Origin of the sequence: Rhodoplanes tepidamans, assembly GCF_030813915.1 — a bacterium.
Lineage (GTDB): Bacteria > Pseudomonadota > Alphaproteobacteria > Rhizobiales > Xanthobacteraceae > Rhodoplanes > Rhodoplanes tepidamans.
The window spans coordinates 1-15,331 of sequence record NZ_JAUSUJ010000002.1; the positions used below are offsets into that span (position 1 = coordinate 1).

Annotated in this window: 16 protein-coding genes; 8 read left to right on the top strand and 8 right to left on the bottom strand. The window is 70.9% G+C overall.

What is annotated here, in order from left to right; all coding sequences use genetic code 11:
- Together J2S22_RS02710 and dmeF are read left to right on the top strand one after the other, a co-directional pair.
- On the top strand, nucleotides 1-430 hold a 430-nt coding region (locus tag J2S22_RS02710), incomplete at its 5' end, for an NAD-binding protein (protein WP_307155785.1).
- A gap of 210 nt (nucleotides 431-640) precedes the next feature.
- Nucleotides 641-1,765 (top strand): CDF family Co(II)/Ni(II) efflux transporter DmeF, encoded by a 1,125-nt coding sequence (gene dmeF / locus J2S22_RS02715; RefSeq protein WP_272775080.1) that lies wholly within the window; start codon nucleotides 641-643, stop codon nucleotides 1,763-1,765.
- On the opposite strand, the gene J2S22_RS02720 is transcribed toward dmeF, so the two are convergent.
- The 3 genes from J2S22_RS02720 to J2S22_RS02730 are packed head-to-tail and all read right to left on the bottom strand — an operon-like array spanning nucleotide 1,749 to nucleotide 4,452.
- Entirely contained in the window at nucleotides 1,749-2,291 is a 543-nt protein-coding gene (locus J2S22_RS02720) for a Smr/MutS family protein (protein ID WP_272775081.1), read from the bottom strand. The two genes, dmeF and J2S22_RS02720, sit on opposite strands and share 17 nt — an antisense overlap.
- Before the next feature lie 18 nt (nucleotides 2,292-2,309).
- Nucleotides 2,310-3,698: a murein transglycosylase A gene (gene mltA, locus J2S22_RS02725; RefSeq protein WP_272775082.1), complete on the bottom strand. Its 1,389-nt coding sequence runs from the start codon at nucleotides 3,696-3,698 to the stop codon at nucleotides 2,310-2,312.
- Nucleotides 3,699-3,717: 19 nt separating this feature from the next.
- Nucleotides 3,718-4,452, bottom strand: coding sequence for a Tim44/TimA family putative adaptor protein (locus J2S22_RS02730; protein ID WP_272775083.1), 735 nt, complete (start codon nucleotides 4,450-4,452; stop codon nucleotides 3,718-3,720).
- Nucleotides 4,453-4,783: 331 nt separating this feature from the next.
- On the opposite strand from J2S22_RS02730, the gene J2S22_RS02735 reads away from it, so the two are divergent.
- Nucleotides 4,784-5,281 carry an FxsA family protein gene (locus J2S22_RS02735; RefSeq protein WP_272775084.1) on the top strand — a complete coding sequence of 166 codons (498 nt, stop codon included), beginning with the start codon at nucleotides 4,784-4,786 and terminating at the stop codon, nucleotides 5,279-5,281.
- A gap of 151 nt (nucleotides 5,282-5,432) precedes the next feature.
- Entirely contained in the window at nucleotides 5,433-5,930 is a 498-nt protein-coding gene (gene secB / locus J2S22_RS02740) for a protein-export chaperone SecB (RefSeq protein WP_272775085.1), read from the top strand.
- 193 nt (nucleotides 5,931-6,123) lie between these two features.
- Here the strand turns inward: secB and dnaQ are convergent, their stop codons facing one another.
- The 4 genes from dnaQ to J2S22_RS02760 form a co-directional block, all read right to left on the bottom strand.
- Nucleotides 6,124-6,861: a DNA polymerase III subunit epsilon gene (gene dnaQ, locus J2S22_RS02745; RefSeq protein ID WP_272775086.1), complete on the bottom strand. Its 738-nt coding sequence runs from the start codon at nucleotides 6,859-6,861 to the stop codon at nucleotides 6,124-6,126.
- 46 nt (nucleotides 6,862-6,907) lie between these two features.
- A complete protein-coding gene (gene coaE / locus J2S22_RS02750) occupies nucleotides 6,908-7,528 on the bottom strand; it encodes a dephospho-CoA kinase (RefSeq protein ID WP_272775254.1) in 621 nt (206 codons plus the stop codon).
- A 62-nt stretch (nucleotides 7,529-7,590) separates the two neighbouring features.
- Complete coding sequence (locus J2S22_RS02755; protein ID WP_272775087.1) at nucleotides 7,591-8,196, bottom strand: Maf family protein; 606 nt, start codon at nucleotides 8,194-8,196, stop codon at nucleotides 7,591-7,593.
- 151 nt (nucleotides 8,197-8,347) lie between these two features.
- Nucleotides 8,348-9,187, bottom strand: a complete 840-nt coding sequence (locus J2S22_RS02760; RefSeq protein WP_272775088.1) for a pyruvate, water dikinase regulatory protein — start codon at nucleotides 9,185-9,187, stop codon at nucleotides 8,348-8,350.
- Nucleotides 9,188-9,563: 376 nt separating this feature from the next.
- On the opposite strand from J2S22_RS02760, the gene hemE reads away from it, so the two are divergent.
- The 4 genes from hemE to J2S22_RS02780 all read left to right on the top strand — a co-directional run bounded on the left by hemE (nucleotide 9,564) and on the right by J2S22_RS02780 (nucleotide 13,190).
- The gene (hemE, locus tag J2S22_RS02765) at nucleotides 9,564-10,616 is read left to right on the top strand and encodes a uroporphyrinogen decarboxylase (protein ID WP_272775089.1); all 1,053 of its coding nucleotides are present in this window, start codon (nucleotides 9,564-9,566) and stop codon (nucleotides 10,614-10,616) included.
- Nucleotides 10,616-11,173: a CopD family protein gene (locus tag J2S22_RS02770; RefSeq protein WP_272775090.1), complete on the top strand. Its 558-nt coding sequence runs from the start codon at nucleotides 10,616-10,618 to the stop codon at nucleotides 11,171-11,173. The genes hemE and J2S22_RS02770 overlap by 1 nt, the downstream gene beginning before the upstream one ends.
- Nucleotides 11,174-11,404: 231 nt before the next feature.
- A complete protein-coding gene (gene rho / locus J2S22_RS02775) occupies nucleotides 11,405-12,670 on the top strand; it encodes a transcription termination factor Rho (protein ID WP_272775091.1) in 1,266 nt (421 codons plus the stop codon).
- Nucleotides 12,671-12,674: 4 nt separating this feature from the next.
- On the top strand, nucleotides 12,675-13,190 hold the full coding sequence (locus J2S22_RS02780; RefSeq protein ID WP_272775092.1) for a GNAT family N-acetyltransferase: 516 nt from the start codon (nucleotides 12,675-12,677) through the stop codon (nucleotides 13,188-13,190).
- Nucleotides 13,191-13,202: 12 nt separating this feature from the next.
- Here J2S22_RS02780 and J2S22_RS02785 read toward each other — a convergent pair whose 3' ends face one another.
- Nucleotides 13,203-15,317 carry a thioredoxin domain-containing protein gene (locus tag J2S22_RS02785; RefSeq protein WP_272775093.1) on the bottom strand — a complete coding sequence of 705 codons (2,115 nt, stop codon included), beginning with the start codon at nucleotides 15,315-15,317 and terminating at the stop codon, nucleotides 13,203-13,205.
- Nucleotides 15,318-15,331 lie beyond the last annotated feature (14 nt).

The window sequence follows — 15,331 nt, forward strand, 5'->3', positions numbered from 1 at the left end:
CGCCCACAACGTGATGCTGGGCGTCGTGATCGAGAACCTGATCGAGATCACGCTGCTGGTGAACAAGATGGGGGTGTCGCGCAGCGCCTTCCTGACGTTCCTCAACAACAGCGTGATGGGGTCGACCTTCACGGCCTACAAGTCGCCGGCGCTGGTCAATCTCGACTGGACGACGACCTTCACGCCGGAGCTGATGCGCAAGGACCTGGATCTCGGGCTCGAGCTCGGCCGCGAGCAGGACGTGCCGATGCCGGTGACGGCGGCGGCGCGCGAGATGCTGCAGACGCATTTCGGCGCCGCCATGCTGCGAGAGGATCCGGACGCGTATCTCCAGAAGGACTTCGCCGCCCTGATGGAGACCATGGCGCTGCTCTCCGGCATGACGATCGCGCCCGAGAACGTGCCGACCCCGACCGGCCTGGAGCACTGACCGGCCGCGTCACGCCGCACGGCCGGCGCGGTCCGGCCGCCCCCGTGGTGCGGCTTGGAGGCATTTCAAACAAGCGCCCGCCGCCCGCGTGAAACGCGCGGGCACGCTCGTTCTGTGCTGCGCGGTGGCACCCGGCGGCCGGGCGCATCTTGCGCTCGTCACGTCGCACCGCCACAGTGCGGCGATGTTCCGCAAGCCCCGGACCGCGCGATGCACACACGTTCGCTGAAAGCCTGGCAGCACGATCACGTCTTTCTGGGCGAGAGCCACGACGCCAACGAGCGCCGCACCTGGGCCGTGGTGGCACTCACCGGCACCATGATGGCGGTCGAGATCGTCGGCGGGTACCTGTTCGGCTCGATGGCCGTGGTGGCCGACGGCTGGCACATGGCGACCCATGCGGGCGCGCTCGCCATCGCGGCCGTCGCCTACCGGCTGGCGCGGCGCCGCGCCCGCGATCCGGCCTACGCGTTCGGCACCGGCAAGATCGGCGAGCTCGCCGGCTTCGCCAGCGCCGTGGTGATGGCGATCGTCGCCCTCCTGGTCGCCTGGGAGTCGGTCCAGCGCCTGATCGCGCCGGTGGAGATCGAGTTCGGCCAGGCGATCGCCATCGCGGTGGCCGGCCTCGCCGTCAACCTGGTCAGCGCGTGGCTGCTGTTCGATCCGCACCACCATCATCACGATCACGACCACGGTCTCGCCGCGCACGATGATCATGATCATGATCACGCTCGCGACGACCACGGCCACGGCCACGGCCACGACCACGACCACGATGATCACGGCCACGGCGACCACGACCATCATCGTGATCACGACCATGCGCACGGCCACGACAACAATCTGCGCGCGGCGTATTTCCACGTGCTGGCCGACGCGCTGACCTCGGTGCTCGCCGTGGCGGCGCTGCTGTCGGCCCGCTATCTCGGCTGGACCGTGATGGACCCGCTGATGGGGCTGGTCGGCGCCGTGCTGATCACCCAGTGGTCGGTCGGGCTCCTGCGCTCGGCCGGCGGCGTGCTGGTCGACCGCGTGCCGGACGTCCGCCTCGCCACCCGCATCCGGGAGACGCTCGAGGTCGGCACCGACCGGGTCAGCGACCTGCATCTGTGGCGCGTCGGCCCCGGCCATGCCGCCCTGATCGTCGCCGTCGTCAGCGATCATCCGCAGCCGCCGGCGCACTACAAGGAGCGGCTCGCCCGGTTCTCGTGGCTGTCGCACGTGACGGTCGAGGTGCATCGCTGCGACGGCCACGGCGACCACGACCACGACGCCGGCGCGACCACGGCGGGCAGCGGCAAGGGCACGCCGCCGCGGCTCAGCGCGGCCGCCTGATCCGCACGTAGAGGGCGCCGGCCCCGCCGTGCCCGACGGCGGCGTCGAACCCGGTCACGCAGGCCCGGAACTCGGGCAGCTGCAGCCACTGCGGCACCTGGCGCCGCAGGATGCCACGGCCGAGCCCGTCGCCGTCGCCGCCCTTGCCGGTGATCACCAGCACGTAGCGCGCCCCCGCGCCCTGCGCCCGCACCAGGAAGCCGCGCAGCGCCGCATGCGCCTCGCTCTGGGTCATGCCGTGCAGGTCGATGCGCGCGTCGATGTCGGTCGTGCCGCGCACCAGGCGCCGGGTGTCGCGGCGGCCGATCGGGGCGAGCGGCGGCGCCTGCGGCTTCGGCGGCTCGGGCACGACCGGGGCGGCGCGCCGCGGCTTGGCCCGCGGCGGCTGCCGGGCCTCGGGCGTCGCCGGCGCCCCGGTATCGGCCGGCAGTGGCGTGACGCTGGCGCGGGCCGGATGCAGCGGTCGCACCGAGCGGACCACGCCGGCCCACAGCCGGTGCTCCTCGTCGCTGAGCTTGCGGACCATGGTGCAGCCTGCGGCTCCTCATCGTCCGTGCGGGCGTCGCGGGCCGCGCGGCTCGCCACGGGCCGGGCGCCGCTTCACGGCCGGCTTCTCGGGCGGCAGCGGCGGCGGCCGCAGCAGCGGCAGCGGCATGGTCGCACCGACCGCGACCGGATCGATCTCGCGCGGCACCAGGAGGGTGAAGCGGCCGGCCTGGCGGATGCGGCCGGCGACCCGCCCGGCCTCGTCGCCGGCGCCGAAATAGAGATCGGCGCGCGCCGGCCCGACGATCGCCGAGCCGGTGTCCTGGGCGATCATCGTGCGGCGGAACGCATCGGTCGTGCGCAGGCCGGTGATCGGCAGCTCGGCCGCGATGAAGAACGGCGTGCCGTAGACGTGCAGCACCCGGTCGACCGCGATCGAGCGGCCGGCCGCCAGCGTCACGCCCTGGGCGCCGACCGGCTCGTCGTCGACGTCGAGCCCGGTGATGCGGAAGAACACGAAGGAACGGTTCTGCCGGCGCACCTCGTTCGCCTCGACCGGGTTCTCGCGCATCCAGTCGCGGATGCGCGCCATCGACATCTCCTCGCGCGGAATGTGGCCGCGCTCGATCAGCACCCGGCCGACCGGCGTGTAGGAGAAGCCGTTGTGGCCGTCGTAGTTGACCCGCAGCAGCGTGCCGTCCTCCAGCCGGACGCGGGCCGAGCCCTGGATCTGGATGGTGAGGAGGTCGGCCGGATCCTTCAGCCAGCAGATCTCGAGCCGGCGGCCGTCGAGGGCGCCATCCTCGATCTCGGCGCGGTCGTGATACGGCACGGTCGAGCCGTCGGCGAGCAGCCGCAGCGCCTGGCCGCGATTGGGGAAGGGCTGGCCGGGCTTGGCACCGGGCGCCACCAGGTCGGGCGGCCGGCGATACATCGGCACCTTGAAGACCTGGGTGGGAAAGCGCGAGCCGTCGACGATCGGCTCGTAATAGCCGGTGAGGAAGCCGGCCGGCTCGGCGATCCGGCTGATGCGCAGCGGCCGGAAGTTGTGCTCGAAGAAGTGCCGCGCCGCCGCGGGCCCGTGCTGGCCGCGCAGCGCCAGCGCGCGCCGGCACGGCGCGACGAGGGCACGGCGCATCGGCCGCGGATCGGCTTTCGGGTCGCCGCGGACCAGCGGACGGCAGCTGGTGCGGAAGGCGGCGAAGGCGGCGGCGTGGTCGTCGTCGGCCCAGCCGTCGAGATCGGCGAAGTCGACCGGCTCGAGCTGGGCATCCTCGACGACGAGCGGGGTCTCGGTGGCGAGCGCCGGACGGTGCCGCGGCAGCGGCGGGTCGTCGCCGCGTCGGGCCGCCTCGGCGGGCGAGGAGACGCTCGCCAGTCCGGCGGCCGACAGGCCGATCGCACAGGCGAGGACCAGTCGCAGTCGACGCGGCCGGACGGCGTGCATGGGCTCGCCGCCGGCCGGGCTAGTGGCCGGCCTCGGTGGCGACCAGCTTCCAGTTGGGATCGCGGGACGAGACATCGCGCGCGAAGGTCCAGACGTCGGTGACCTCGGTGACCTTCTCGTCGGAGCCGTCGACCACGGCGCCGCTGCGGTCGCGCGTCACCGAGATGAGCTGGGAGACGAAGCGCAGCGTCACCTGGGCGATCCGGCCGCGCAGCTCGGCCGACGAGATCTCGGCCGTGTCGATCGACACGAAGCGGGTCTCGGCGGTCTCGCCGCGGCTCTCGCGATCCTTGATGGCCGCCTCGAAGCCGTCGAACACCTCCTTCGACAGCAGGTTGCGCAGCGAGCGGCGGTCGCCTTCGGCGAACGCCGTGACGATCATCTCGTAGGCGGCGCGGGCGCCGGCCAGGAAGTGCTGCGGGTCGAAGCTGGAGTCGGCCGTGGCGATCGCCTCAAGGCCGAGCGCGACCGGCGAGCCGGGGGCGGCGATGCCCTTCAGCCGGTCGGGCGACACCGAGGCGACGACCGGCGCCTCGGTCGTGTCGATCGGCCGCGGCGCCGGCGCAGCGTCGCCGCGCGGCGGCAGGGTCACCACCTTGTCGTTGGCATTGGCGCTTCCGCGCACGCCGTCACGCGTGGAGAACGGGTCGTAGGGCGGGCGCTCGCGCCCGGTGCGCTGGCCCAATACGCTGCGCAGCCGCAGGAAGATGAACACGGCGAGCGCGAGAAAAATGATGGTATAGATGTCAAACACGTCTCGCACGCTCTCGCAGGCGTTGCATGGGGCAGGACGGGCGGCTTTGGGCTAACACGGGGTCGAACAAGCGGGTTCCGCCGCCCTCGTCGCCATGATCAGCAGGTTGCCATGATCTAGGTACGCTCGCGTCGTCGGTCCAGTGGTTGTCTTCTCCGGATCGGAAGCTCCGGGTTGGAATCGCCGGATCGGAGGCACCCGCCCGGTGGCGGCACCCGTGGCCCGTGACGGCCGAACGGGAGGGCCGGAAGCCGGCCGGCGCGCACCGCAGCATATCGTACGACCCACGGGCATACCTCGGCATTTGTGACTGCTTCCGGGTGCAAGATCAATGAAAATCGGCAAGTGGCTCATGGGCGGCCTGATGCTCCTCCCTCTCGCCGAACTGCTCGCCTTTCTCGTGGTTTCGGCCCTGATCGGCCTGTCGGGCGCGGCCGTGCTGCTGATCGCCGGCTCGGGGGCCGGAGTGCTGATTCTCTATCGAAACGGACCACGGTGGCTGCAGGATGTCCGCGACCTCCTGTCGGGGCGATTTGCCGCGCATGGCAGCGAGCGGTCGCTGCCGGCCGTGCCGGCGCTCGCCGCCGTGCTGCTGGCGATTCCGGGATTCCTGACCGGCATCGCCGCCGGCCTGGTGCTCATGCCGGCGGTGCGCAGCCGCCTCGACGCCCTGCTCGGCACGGCGGCGCCGGCCGGTGCACCGGGGCCGGCCTTCACGCGCCGGCGGCATCCCGGGGCCGGGCCGGTGGTCGACCTCGCCCCGGACGAGTGGGAGGACGTGCCCGACCCGCCGCCGCGCCGCCGCAGGCGCCGCGACCGGACCGGCTGAGCGGCCCGCCGGTGGGGGCCTGGCGCCCGGTGCCCGCCGGCTTGTCGGGTCCGGCCGCCTGTGTTAGCCACGCGCCACGCGCCGGCACCCGCCGGCGGCGGCGGATTTCGCTTCAGTTCGCGCGGGCATCGTCTCGCGGCTAGGAGACTTCATGGCCACGACCAGCAACGGGGGCGACGCGGCCGCCGCCCAGGCGCAGCCCACGGGGCCGTCGCTCAACGTTCTCGCGCAGTACGTCAAGGACTTCTCGTTCGAGAACCCGAACGCCCCGCGCAGCCTGATGCAGCAGGGCCAGCAGCCGCAGATCAGCGTCCAGATCAACGTCAACACCAACGGCCTGTCGAACACCGACTACGAGGTCGAGCTGAAGCTCGACGGCAAGGCGGAGATCGGCGGCAACACGCTGTTCGGCTTCGAGCTGGTCTATGCCGGCGTGTTCCGGCTGCAGAACATCCCGCAGGACAACCTGCCGCCGCTCCTGATGATCGAGTGCCCGCGGCTGCTGTTCCCGTTCGCCCGCGAGATCGTCGCCAATGCCGTGATCCACGGCGGCTTCCCGCCCCTGCTGCTCGACCCGATCGACTTCGTCGGCCTGTTCCAGCAGCGCATGGCGAACCTCCAGGCGCAGCAGCCCGGCGTCCAGGCCTGATCCGGCCAGAGGACGGAGCGGACGTCGAAAGCCCGGCCACGTGCCGGGCTTTTTTGATCGGCGTCCCGCGATCCGCTGGCCCCTCGCGAAGGCGAGGGCCCAGGGAGCGGGTCGACATGGGGCTCCGGAGTCCCGCTTGCGCGGGAATGAGCAAGAACGACGCAGGCTCGTGTGCGAGGGCCGGCCGGCGCCGTCACCCCGCCGCCCGTGTCTCCTCCGCGGCCGGCTCGGGGGCGGGTAGGTAGTCCTTCCAGATCGCCTGGTCGCCGAGCGTGCCGACGAAGGCCCGGTGGGCGGCAATGTCGGCGGCGTCGAGGCGCGGCGGCAGCGGGGCCGGGCGGGCGCGCACGAGGCGAACCGTCTCGCTGACCTCGATCGACACGGTCTCGACGCTGACCAGGTCGAGCGAGACCTGCCGGGCCTCGATCAGCTCGAGATAGACCTCGGCCAGCAGCTCGGCATCGAGCAGGGCGCCGTGCTTGACCCGGCGCGACGTGTCGATGCGATAGCGCGCGCAGAGGTCGTCGAGCCGGTTCGAGGCGCCCGGATACTTGCGCCGCGCGAGCTGCAGCGTGTCGACCAGCCGGGTGCGCGGAATGGGCGCGAGCCCGCAACGCTCCAGCTCGGCATTGATGAAGCCGAGATCGAAGCTCGCATTGTGGGCGATCAGCGGCGCGTCGCCCAGGAACGCGACGAACTCCTCCACGACGTCGGCGAACAGCGGCTTGTCGGCCAGGAACTCGGCCGACAGGCCGTGGACCGCGAACGCCTCGGCCGGCATGTCGCGCTGCGGGTTGAGATACTTGTGGAAGGTCTGGCCGGACGGGACGCGGTTGAGGAGCTCGATGCAGCCGATCTCGACCAGCCGGTCGCCCTTGTAGGGGTCGAGGCCGGTGGTCTCGGTGTCGAACACGATCTCGCGCGTGGTCATCGGCTCCGCATCGCCCGCTGCGTCGTCCCGGTGGTCGGTGTCCGGGTCAGTGCACCTCGCCCGAGCCCGCCCGGCGGCGCGGCTCGCGATTCGCGACGGCCCGGAGAATGGCACGGACCTGGGAGCGGGCGAAATCGAAGCCGCCGGAGCTGTCCACGATAAAATCGGCGCGCTTGCGCTTCTCCGAATCCGGCAGCTGCTTGGCGAGGAGCGCCGCGAGCTTCGCCTCGGTCATGCCGGGCCGCCGCAGCACCCGGGCGCGCTGGATGTCGGCCGGGGCCGAGACGACGACGACGAAGTCGACGCGCGCATCCCCCCCGGTCTCGAACAGGAGCGGGATGTCGAGCACGGCGACCCTCGCCCCGTCGGCACGCGCCCTGGCGAGGAACGCCTCCTCCTCGCGCCGGACCAGGGGGTGGACGATCGCCTCCAGCCGCCGCAGCGCCTCCGGATCGTCGATGACGCGCGGCGCCAGCCGGCCGCGGTCGATCCGCCCGTCCACCGTGACGCCCGGAAACGCCGCCTCGACCGGCGCCACCGCCTCGCCCTCGTAGAGCCGGTGCACGGCGGCGTCGGCATCGTGCACCGGCACGCCGGCCTCGGCGAACAGCCGCGCCGTCACCGACTTGCCCATGCCGACCGACCCGGTGAGGCCGATGACGCGCAGGTCGGAGGCGACGGGTTCGGGGGATGTCGGGTCGGAGGGATTCGGTTCGGAGGTCATCGCGATCACCCCGCCAGGCATCCTTCGCGGCGCAGGAAGGCGAGCAGCGGGAACAGCGGCAGTCCCAGGATGGTGAAGTGGTCGCCGTCGATCCGTTCGAACAGGTGGATCCCCAGACGCTCGAGCTGGTAGGCGCCGACGCTGCTCGTCACCGCCTCGCCGGCCGCGTCCAGATAGGCGTCGAGGAAGCGGTCGGTGAGCCGGCGCATGGTGAGACGCGCCGTCTCGACATGGCCGAAGATGACCCGGCCGTCCTTGGCGACGGCGACGGCCGAGTGCAGCGCATGGGTCTGTCCGCTCAGGGCGCGGAGCTGGTCGCGGGCGGCAGCGCGCGTCGCAGGCTTGTTGAATCGTCGTTCGCCGAGCGCCAGCGTCTGATCGGCCCCGACGACGTAGTGGCCGGCGAAGCGGGCGGCCGCGACCCGCGCCTTCTCGCGTGCCAGAAGGAGCGCCGCCTGGTCGGGCGCCACCGGGCCGCCGCGGGTCTCGACCGCGCGTTCGTCGATGTCGGCCTCGGTCACCTCGAGCGGAAACCCGGCATCGGCCAGGATGGCGCGACGGACCGCGCTCTTCGAAGCGATCACCAGCGGGGTCGGGGCGAGCCACAGCATCACAGCATCCGGTCGGCGAGCCCGGCCACTCCGGGCGGCGTGAGCGCCGGACCCGGACGTGAACCACAGGCGCGGCAGGTGTCGCTGGGATCCGGGGTCGCGTCGCGGGCGCAGCCGCCGGATCGACGACCCTTATACATCCGAACGGGCGTCACTCCAGGCCGGGCTGGCGGCGGCGCTCGGCGAGCAGCGCCATCACGGCGGCGGCGGTCTCCTCGATCGAGCGGCGCGTCACGTCGATCAGGGGCCAGCCGTTGCGGGCGCACAGGCGGCGCGAATAGGTGATCTCCTCGGAGACGGCATCGCGGTCGATGTACTGGTCGTCCTCCTGGTGGGCCTTGAGCCCGAGCAGGCGGTTCTGGCGGATCGCGACGATCCGCTCCGGGCTGGCGAACAGGCCGACCACCAGCGGCTTCTTCAGGCGCTCCAGCGACGCCGGCAGCGGCACGCCCGGCACCAGCGGCACGTTGGCGGTCTTCACCCCGCGGTTGGCGAGATAGATCGATGTCGGGGTCTTGGAGGTCCGCGACACCCCGACCAGCACCACCTCGGCCCGCTCCAGATCGTCGGCGAGCTGCCCGTCGTCGTGCATCATGGTGTAGTTCAGGGCGTCGATGCGCTTGAAGTACTCGGCGTCGAGGGCGTGCTGGGCGCCGATCCGCGGGGTCGCCTCGGCGCCGAGATGGGATTCGAACAGGCGCAGCACCGGGCCGAGGATCGACAGGCAGGGCAGACCGTAATCCCGGCAGGTCACCTCCAGCCGGTCGATGAGGGCGGTGTCGAGCAGCGTGTAGAGAACGACGCCGGGCTCCTGCTCGATCTCGGCGAGCACGTGGTCGAGCTGCTTGTTGGTGCGCACCGCCGGATAGACGTGCTCGACCGCGGACACCTGGGTGTACTGTGCCGTCGCGGCGCGCGCGACGGTGATCAGGGTCTCGCCGGTCGAATCCGAGACGAGGTGGAGATGGAAGAAGCTGGTCGGCTTGGTCATCACGCTCCAGGGACGGCGCTCGGGACGACTGTGGACGGCTGGGGAGAACACGGCACCCGCCGCCCCTCCGGGGGGACGAGCGGCGCGTCCCGGCCCGGCTCCGATCACATATTCACAAGACGGGAGAACGAGTCCCGGGTTTATACGCCTTCAATGTGGAGAGCGGCAATGGTATCACCCGGGGACGGTCCGGCCACGGCCAAGCCACTCTGCGACAAGGACTCCCGGGCGGCGGTCGCGCGCTTGCCTCCGGGCCCCGAACGGTGGATGACGGTGTGGACGAGGGTGGATCCCGTGTGGACAGCCGACTCGTGAGTCTTTTCCCGCCCCCAATAGACTCAACAATGAAGATTCTCTTAATCTTTTGAATGAGCAGATGACCAGATCCGACACGCCTTCCAAACCGACCCGTCCCCTCCTCGAGGTTCTGTCCGGCAAGCGGCAGGCGATCCCGCCGGTCTGGATGATGCGTCAGGCCGGACGCTACCTGCCCGAGTACCGCGCGACCCGCGAGCAGGCGGGGAGCTTCCTCGATCTCTGCTACAATCCGGCGCTCGCCGCCGAGGTAACGTTCCAGCCCATCCGAAGGTTCGGCTTCGACGCGGCGATCCTGTTCTCCGACATCCTGGTGGTCCCGCACGCGCTCGGGCAGACGGTGAGCTTCACGGCGGGCGAGGGACCGCGGCTCGAGCCGGTGGTGACGGGCGAGAATGTCGGGCGCTATGCCGGCGCCTTCGACAAGCAGAAGCTCGCCGCCGTGTTCGAGGCGGTGCGCCTGATCCGGGCCGGGCTGCCGGCCGAGACGACGTTCCTGGGCTTCTGCGGCGCGCCCTGGACGGTCGCGACCTACATGGTCGCCGGCGAGGGCACGCCCGACCAGGCCCCGGCCCGCCTGCTGGCGTATCGGGATCCCGCCACCATGCAGCGGCTGATCGACGCGCTGGTCGAGGCCTCGATCACCTATCTGGTCGAGCAGTTCCGGTGCGGCGTGGACGCCGTGCAGCTGTTCGACACCTGGGGCGGCATTCTGCCGCCGGCCGAGTTCGACCGCTGGGTGATCGACCCGGCGAGGCGGATCGTCGACGGCGTGCGGGCGGCGGTGCCGGGGGCGAAGATCATCGCGTTTCCGCGCGGCGCCGGCACCCAGCTCGAGCGCTTCGTCGACCGCGTGCCGGTCGACGCCGTCGGGCTCGACTGGACCATGGATCTGACCTTCGCGCGCGAGCGCATCCAGAGCCGGGTGCCGGTGCAGGGCAACCTCGATCCGCTGCTGCTGGTCGCGGGCGGAGATGCGCTCGATCGAGGCGTGGATGCCGTCATGGAGGCGTTCCGCGACGGCCCGTTCATCTTCAATCTCGGCCACGGGATCACGCCGGAGGCGCCGGTCGAGAACGTCGAGCGCATGCTGGCGCGGGTGCGCGGGCGCTGATGGCGGAGGCCGGCCCGCATCGGGGCGAGCTCGCCTCGCCGGGCCGGCGGATCGTACGGGCCGTGATCGGGCTCGTCCTGCCGGTCGCGGCGGCGGTGGGCCTCGTGCTTCTCGTCCCGGTCGACGCCTATCTGTGGATGAAGTCGGCCCATCTGGTCACGGTCGGCGCCTGGGTGGCCGGCATGCTGGCGCTGCCGCCGCTGTTCGCCATGCATGTGCGGCTCGGCCCCGGGCCGGCGGCCGAGGTGCTCGGGCGCATCGAGCACAGGGTCATCCGCCACCTGGTCAACCCCGCCATGGTGCTCACCTGGGGGTTCGGCGGCTGGCTCGTCTGGGAGGGCGGCTGGCTGGCGAGCGGCTGGTTTCACGGCAAGCTGGCGCTCGTCGTCATCCTGTCGGCCGTGCATGGTAGCGTATCGGCCGAGACTCGCCGTCTGGCCCGTCCGGGCGGCCTGGAAAAGGCGCGCGGGCGGCGCGGATTCTACATGGTTCTCAACATCGTGGGCATCGTTTCCACGATCGGGACCGTGGTGCTGGTGATCGTGAAGCCGTTCTGAGCGGCAGGCTGCCCGTCGTTTCACCAGGCAACGCTCTTGCGTGCTACGCCCAGTTTACCTATGTTGGCCGTCATCTCCCCGAACGCAGGCAGATGCATTCGAACAAGGTCCCCCCACAGGGCCGAAGCGCAGCATCGGGGCCCAGAGGCCTAAGCCCGTTTGCCCAAAGACCTGCGAACCTCCCTTCCAGCGTCGATCGGAATTGACCCGTCGACACACAGGACAACCCGCATGCGGGAAATGAAGCTTCAGGATCTCAAGTCGAAGACTCCGACTGAATTGCTGGCGTTCGCCGACGAGCACGAGGTGGAGAACGCCTCGACCATGCGCAAGCAAGAGCTGATGTTCGCCATCCTCAAGCAGCTCGCGCAGAAGGACGTCGAGATCATTGGTGAAGGCGTCGTCGAGGTGCTGCAGGACGGCTTCGGCTTCCTGCGGTCTCCGGAGGCCAATTATCTGCCGGGCCCGGACGACATCTACGTCTCTCCCTCGCAGATCCGCCGCTTCGGGCTGCGCACCGGCGACACCATCGAAGGCCAGATCAGGAGCCCGAAGGAGGGCGAGCGCTACTTCGCGCTCCTCAAGGTCAACACGATCAACTTCGAGGATCCGGAAAAGGCGCGGCACAAGATCAACTTCGACAATCTGACGCCGCTCTATCCGGAAGAGCGTCTGAAGATGGAGGTCGAGGATCCGACCCGGAAGGATCTCTCGGCCCGCGTCATCGACATCGTCGCGCCGATCGGCAAGGGCCAGCGGGCCCTGATCGTGTCGCCGCCGCGCACCGGCAAGACGGTGCTGCTGCAGAACATCGCGCACGCCATCACGGCGAACCATCCCGAGTGCTATCTGATCGTGCTGCTGATCGACGAGCGCCCGGAAGAGGTGACCGACATGCAGCGCTCGGTGAAGGGCGAGGTGATCTCCTCGACCTTCGACGAGCCGGCCTCGCGTCACGTCCAGGTCGCCGAGATGGTGATCGAGAAGGCCAAGCGGCTCGTCGAGCACCAGCGCGACGTGGTGATTCTGCTCGACTCGATCACCCGTCTCGGCCGCGCCTACAACACCGTCGTGCCGTCCTCCGGCAAGGTGCTGACCGGCGGCGTCGACGCCAACGCGCTGCAGCGGCCGAAGCGCTTCTTCGGCGCGGCCCGCAACATCGAGGAGGGCGGCTCGCTGACCATCATCGCGACCGCGCTGATCGAGACCGGCAGCCGCATGGACGAGGTCATCTTCGAAGAGTTCAAGGGCACCGGCAACTCGGAGATCATCCTCGACCGCAAGGTGGCCGACAAGCGCACCTTCCCGGCGATCGACATCACCCGCTCGGGCACCCGCAAGGAAGAGCTGCTGACCGATAATCAGACGCTCAAGAAGATCTACGTCCTGCGCCGCATCCTCAATCCGATGGGGACCATGGACGCGATCGACTTCCTGCTCGACAAGCTGCGCAACACCAAGAGCAACTCCGAGTTCTTCGAGTCCATGAACACGTGAGGCGATGCGCGAGGTCCCGCAGCGGCTGGCAGTCGGTGAGGCGCGCTGGCCGCAGGACCGAGCGCTCGTCGAGCGTCTGTTCCGCGACTACGTCGCCTGGGCGGGCGGCGGGCTGGGCGACGAGGACGTCGACCGCGAGGTGGCGCGGCTGCCCGGCCGCTACGCACCGCCGCACGGTTGCGTGCTGATAGCCCATGCCGGGCCGGACCCGGTCGGGGTGGCGGCCTATCGGCGGCGGCGCGGCGGGGTGTGCGAGCTGAAGCGCATGTTCGTACGGCCGGCGTTCCGCGGCCTGCGGATCGCCGAGGCGCTGCTCGCGGGGCTGATCGAGACCGCGGCCGGGGCCGGCTATCGCAGCATGGTGCTGGAGCTCGGCGGCGACATGGCGGTGGCGCGCGAGCTCTACGACAAGGCGGGCTTCGCGGCCGACCGGCGCCGCGCCCCGGCGCGGCCGGGGCTGGTCGTGCTGCGGCGCGACCTGAAGCCGGCGCGGACACGGGTCGACGCCGGAGCCGGGTGACAGCCGAGACGGTCAGGCGGAGACGCGGGCCGTGGCCAGGACCTCGCGCAGCGCCTCGGGCGTCAGCACAGGAAGCGAGCAGCGGCCGTCGAAGCACACGAAAGCGGCGGCGCCGGCGACCGCGGCGATTTTCTCACCCGCTGGATGATTTGGGCCGAGACGGGCGCCGTCGCCGGCCTGGAGCAGGATGCGCTCGGTGAACGGGACATGCTGCGCTGCACCAATGAGTGCAGCATTGTGCACCCTGTCTCCCACCACGACGATCTCTGCTGCGCGAAGACGCAGGTCGAGCGCGTTCAGCAGGCCGATATGGCCGAACACATTGGCGGCGGCGAGCGGCAGCAGTCCGTCGAACATCCGGTCGGCCCGCGCCCGGTAGGCGTCGTCGCCGGCCAGCACGGCGAGTCGGACGAGATTCTGGGCGATCAGCCCGTTGTGGTTCGGCACCGCGTCGTCCTGGGTGGAGGCGGGGCGGACCACCAGGCCCTCGGCGTCGTCGGCGGTGAGGAAGTAGGCGCCGGTCTCCGGGTCGGCGTGGTGCCGCTCCAGGGCGGCCTGCCAGGAGACGGCCTGATCGACGAAGCCGGTCTCGCCGGTCGCCTCGGCGAGGGCGAGGGCGGCGCGCGTCATGGCGGCGAAGTCCGAGGCGAGGCCGGGGACCAGCAGGCGGCCGTCGCGCCACGAATGGCCGAGGCGGTCGCCGCGCGTCATCGTCCCGGCAATGAACGCGAAGGCGCCGCGGGCGAGCGCGATCCAGTCCGGCTCGCCGAGCAGGGCACCCGCATTGGCCAGGGCCGCGATCGTGAGTCCGTTCCAGTCCGCGAGAATCTTGTCGTCGAGACCGGGCCTTACGCGACGTTCACGCGATTTTAGGAGACGTTGACGCAGTGCAGCAAGGCGCGCCTCGAGAGTCGTGTCGAGCGGCCGCAGCGCGAAGTCGCGTCCGGTCCGGGCCCGGGCGTGCTCGTCGAGCGCCGCCAGCCGGTTGAGGATCGAGTGGCCCTCGAAGTTCCCGCCGGGGGTCACGTCGTAGACGCGGGTGAACAGGTCGGCGTCGTCCGGTCCGAGGGCGTCGGCGATCTCGTCCGGGCTCCAGACGTAGAACCGGCCCTCCTCGCCCTCGGAGTCGGCGTCGAGCGAGGCCGCGAAGGCGCCCTCGGGCGTCAGCATCTCGCGGGTGAGCCAGCCGACCGTCTCGGCGGCGCGCCGGCGGAACAGGTCGTGGCCGGTGTGGGCATGGGCGAGCGCCAAAAGCTCGAGGAGCTGGGCGTTGTCGTAGAGCATCTTCTCGAAATGCGGCACCAGCCAGCCGTCGTCGACCGAATAGCGGGCGAAGCCGCCGCCGAGGTGATCGTAGATGCCGCCTTCGCACATCCGCTCCAGCGAAAGATTCACCAGATCGAAACACACATTGGTGCGCTGCGATGCATCGGCCGCGGCGTCGGCCCGCTGGCCGGCCCGCCACAGCAGCTCCAGCAATGCCGGCTGCGGGAATTTCGGGGCGCCGCGAAGCCCGCCCTGGCCGATGTCGATCAGGCCGGCGACCTGGCGGGCCACCCCGTCGAGCTCGGCGAGGCCGATCGCCACGGCCCCCTCGGCCCGGGCCCGGGCGGCGAGCCGGCCCATCAGGGCCTTGCGATTGTGGTCGATGCGGTCCGGCTCCTCCCGGAACAGCCGGGCGACCTCGCGCAGCACGTCGGGGAATCCGGGCCGGCCGTAGCGCGAGCTCGGCGGGAAATAGGTGCCGCCCCAGACCGGCTCGCCCTCGGCGGTGAGGAACATGGTCAGCGGCCAGCCGCCGTGCTCGCCGAGATGGTGCAGGGCCCCCATGTAGATCTGGTCGATGTCGGGCCGTTCCTCGCGGTCGACCTTGATGCTCACGAACAGCTCGTTCATCAGCGCCGCGATCGCCGGGTCCTCGAAGCTCTCGTGCGCCATCACGTGGCACCAGTGGCAGGCCGCGTAGCCGACCGACAGCAGGACCGGCTTGCCGGTGCGCCGCGCCTCGGCGAGCGCCTCCGGGCCCCACGGCCACCAGTCGACCGGATTGTAGCGGTGCTGCAGCAGGTAGGGGCTGGTCTCGCGGGCGAGACGGTTCTCGCGCATTTCTCCGGCGGTGGTGTCCATCGGGGCTCCCGGGG